Here is a 4,184-nt window from a genome sequence, read left to right as displayed (position 1 = left end):
AAACAAAACCCCTGATTGCGTTAGCAATCAGGGGTTTCGGAATTTAATCTTGACGATGACCTACTCTCACATGGGGAAACCCCACACTACCATCGGCGATGCATCGTTTCACTACTGAGTTCGGGATGGGATCAGGTGGTTCCAATGCTCTATGGTCGTCAAGAAATTCGGGTACTGAGTCGTAGCCAGATGGCTTCGCTTCAGCAAATTGGGTATGTGACAGCTTTCGGTGTTTTGTGAGCGTCGAACTTTCGGTTCATCTCGTCTTCACACACCGCAATCTGATGCTCTTTCGAGTAGTCAAATTGCTTGGGTGTTATATGGTCAAGCCTCACGGGCAATTAGTATTGGTTAGCTCAACGCCTCACAGCGCTTACACACCCAACCTATCAACGTCGTAGTCTTCGACGGCCCTTCAGGGGACTCAAGGTCCCAGTGAGATCTCATCTTGAGGCTAGTTTCCCGCTTAGATGCTTTCAGCGGTTATCTATTCCGAACATAGCTACCCGGCAATGCCACTGGCGTGACAACCGGAACACCAGAGGTTCGTCCACTCCGGTCCTCTCGTACTAGGAGCAGCCCCTCTCAAATCTCAAACGTCCACGGCAGATAGGGACCGAACTGTCTCACGACGTTCTAAACCCAGCTCGCGTACCACTTTAAATGGCGAACAGCCATACCCTTGGGACCGGCTTCAGCCCCAGGATGTGATGAGCCGACATCGAGGTGCCAAACACCGCCGTCGATATGAACTCTTGGGCGGTATCAGCCTGTTATCCCCGGAGTACCTTTTATCCGTTGAGCGATGGCCCTTCCATACAGAACCACCGGATCACTAAGACCTACTTTCGTACCTGCTCGACGTGTCTGTCTCGCAGTCAAGCGCGCTTTTGCCTTTATACTCTACGACCGATTTCCGACCGGTCTGAGCGCACCTTCGTACTCCTCCGTTACTCTTTAGGAGGAGACCGCCCCAGTCAAACTACCCACCATACACTGTCCTCGATCCGGATAACGGACCTGAGTTAGAACCTCAAAGTTGCCAGGGTGGTATTTCAAGGTTGGCTCCACGCAGACTGGCGTCCACGCTTCAAAGCCTCCCACCTATCCTACACAAGCAAATTCAAAGTCCAGTGCAAAGCTATAGTAAAGGTTCACGGGGTCTTTCCGTCTAGCCGCGGATACACTGCATCTTCACAGCGATTTCAATTTCACTGAGTCTCGGGTGGAGACAGCGCCGCCATCGTTACGCCATTCGTGCAGGTCGGAACTTACCCGACAAGGAATTTCGCTACCTTAGGACCGTTATAGTTACGGCCGCCGTTTACCGGGGCTTCGATCAAGAGCTTCGCGTTAGCTAACCCCATCAATTAACCTTCCGGCACCGGGCAGGCGTCACACCCTATACGTCCACTTTCGTGTTTGCAGAGTGCTGTGTTTTTAATAAACAGTCGCAGCGGCCTGGTATCTTCGACCGGCATGAGCTTACGGAGCAAGTCCTTCACCCTCACCGGCGCACCTTCTCCCGAAGTTACGGTGCCATTTTGCCTAGTTCCTTCACCCGAGTTCTCTCAAGCGCCTTGGTATTCTCTACCCAACCACCTGTGTCGGTTTGGGGTACGGTTCCTGGTTACCTGAAGCTTAGAAGCTTTTCTTGGAAGCATGGCATCAACCACTTCGCTAACTAAAAGTTAGCTCGTCATCAGCTCTCGGCCTTAAGATCCCGGATTTACCTAAGATCTCAGCCTACCACCTTAAACTTGGACAACCAACGCCAAGCTGGCCTAGCCTTCTCCGTCCCTCCATCGCAATAACCAGAAGTACAGGAATATTAACCTGTTTTCCATCGACTACGCTTTTCAGCCTCGCCTTAGGGACCGACTAACCCTGCGTCGATTAACGTTGCGCAGGAAACCTTGGTCTTTCGGCGTGGGTGTTTTTCACACCCATTGTCGTTACTCATGTCAGCATTCGCACTTCTGATACCTCCAGCAAGCTTCTCAACTCACCTTCACAGGCTTACAGAACGCTCCTCTACCGCATCACTTACGTGATACCCGTAGCTTCGGTGTATGGTTTGAGCCCCGTTACATCTTCCGCGCAGGCCGACTCGACTAGTGAGCTATTACGCTTTCTTTAAAGGGTGGCTGCTTCTAAGCCAACCTCCTAGCTGTCTAAGCCTTCCCACATCGTTTCCCACTTAACCATAACTTTGGGACCTTAGCTGACGGTCTGGGTTGTTTCCCTTTTCACGACGGACGTTAGCACCCGCCGTGTGTCTCCCATGCTCGGCACTTGTAGGTATTCGGAGTTTGCATCGGTTTGGTAAGTCGGGATGACCCCCTAGCCGAAACAGTGCTCTACCCCCTACAGTGATACATGAGGCGCTACCTAAATAGCTTTCGAGGAGAACCAGCTATCTCCGAGCTTGATTAGCCTTTCACTCCGATCCACAGGTCATCCGCTAACTTTTCAACGGTAGTCGGTTCGGTCCTCCAGTTAGTGTTACCCAACCTTCAACCTGCCCATGGATAGATCGCCCGGTTTCGGGTCTATTCCCAGCGACTAGACGCCCTATTAAGACTCGCTTTCGCTACGCCTCCCCTATTCGGTTAAGCTCGCCACTGAAAATAAGTCGCTGACCCATTATACAAAAGGTACGCAGTCACCCAACAAAGTGGGCTCCCACTGCTTGTACGCATACGGTTTCAGGATCTATTTCACTCCCCTCTCCGGGGTTCTTTTCGCCTTTCCCTCACGGTACTAGTTCACTATCGGTCAGTCAGTAGTATTTAGCCTTGGAGGATGGTCCCCCCATATTCAGACAAAGTTTCTCGTGCTCCGTCCTACTCGATTTCATGACTAAGAGATTTTCGCGTACAGGGCTATCACCCACTATGGCCGCACTTTCCAGAGCGTTCCGCTAATCTCAAAGCCACTTAAGGGCTAGTCCCCGTTCGCTCGCCACTACTAAGGGAATCTCGGTTGATTTCTTTTCCTCAGGGTACTTAGATGTTTCAGTTCCCCTGGTTCGCCTCTTACGCCTATGTATTCAGCGTAAGATAACCATCTTATGATGGCTGGGTTCCCCCATTCAGACATCTCCGGATCAAAGTCTGTTTGCCGACTCCCCGAAGCTTTTCGCAGGCTACCACGTCTTTCATCGCCTCTGACTGCCAAGGCATCCACCGTATGCGCTTCTTCACTTGACCATATAACCCCAAGCAATCTGGTTATACTGTGAAGACAACATTCGCCGAAAATTCGAATTTCTCGATTAAGAGAACTCACAAATTTTACCTTAGCCTGAGCCGTTACCAGTGAAAGTAACGTTCAGTCTATCTTTCTATCACATACCCAAATTTTTAAAGAACGGTTCTGAAAAAGATCAGAGCTAATTATTCGACTCGAATAGTTAGCTCTGTACTTTGACAAACGCATGAATCAAGCAATTCGTGTGGGAACTTATGGAGCAGCTGATGTCGTCGATTAAGGAGGTGATCCAGCCGCAGGTTCCCCTACGGCTACCTTGTTACGACTTCACCCCAGTCATGAATCACACCGTGGTAACCGTCCTCCCGAAGGTTAGACTAGCTACTTCTGGTGCAACCCACTCCCATGGTGTGACGGGCGGTGTGTACAAGGCCCGGGAACGTATTCACCGCGACATTCTGATTCGCGATTACTAGCGATTCCGACTTCACGCAGTCGAGTTGCAGACTGCGATCCGGACTACGATCGGTTTTGTGGGATTAGCTCCACCTCGCGGCTTGGCAACCCTCTGTACCGACCATTGTAGCACGTGTGTAGCCCAGGCCGTAAGGGCCATGATGACTTGACGTCATCCCCACCTTCCTCCGGTTTGTCACCGGCAGTCTCCTTAGAGTGCCCACCATAACGTGCTGGTAACTAAGGACAAGGGTTGCGCTCGTTACGGGACTTAACCCAACATCTCACGACACGAGCTGACGACAGCCATGCAGCACCTGTCTCAATGTTCCCGAAGGCACCAATCTATCTCTAGAAAGTTCATTGGATGTCAAGGCCTGGTAAGGTTCTTCGCGTTGCTTCGAATTAAACCACATGCTCCACCGCTTGTGCGGGCCCCCGTCAATTCATTTGAGTTTTAACCTTGCGGCCGTACTCCCCAGGCGGTCAACTTAATGCGTTAGCTGCGCCACTAA

2 rRNA genes and 1 other annotated feature are annotated in these 4,184 nt (G+C 51.2%); both genes read right to left on the bottom strand.

Annotated features, from left to right (window positions below):
• Positions 1–47 precede the first annotated feature (47 nt).
• Positions 48–163, bottom strand: a 5S ribosomal RNA gene (gene rrf, locus BFP92_RS26345).
• Positions 164–320: 157 nt separating this feature from the next.
• A 23S ribosomal RNA gene (locus tag BFP92_RS26340) occupies positions 321–3,212 on the bottom strand.
• 291 nt (positions 3,213–3,503) lie between these two features.
• Positions 3,504–4,150, bottom strand: a sequence feature (16S ribosomal RNA rRNA prediction is too short).
• Between the last annotated feature and the right edge of the window lie 34 nt (positions 4,151–4,184).

This window comes from Pseudomonas sp. 58 R 3 (genome assembly GCF_900006605.1).
Lineage (GTDB): Bacteria > Pseudomonadota > Gammaproteobacteria > Pseudomonadales > Pseudomonadaceae > Aquipseudomonas > Aquipseudomonas salomonii.
Note: the sequence above shows the minus strand (reverse complement) of the source record. Positions and strands in the feature narration are given on the sequence as shown.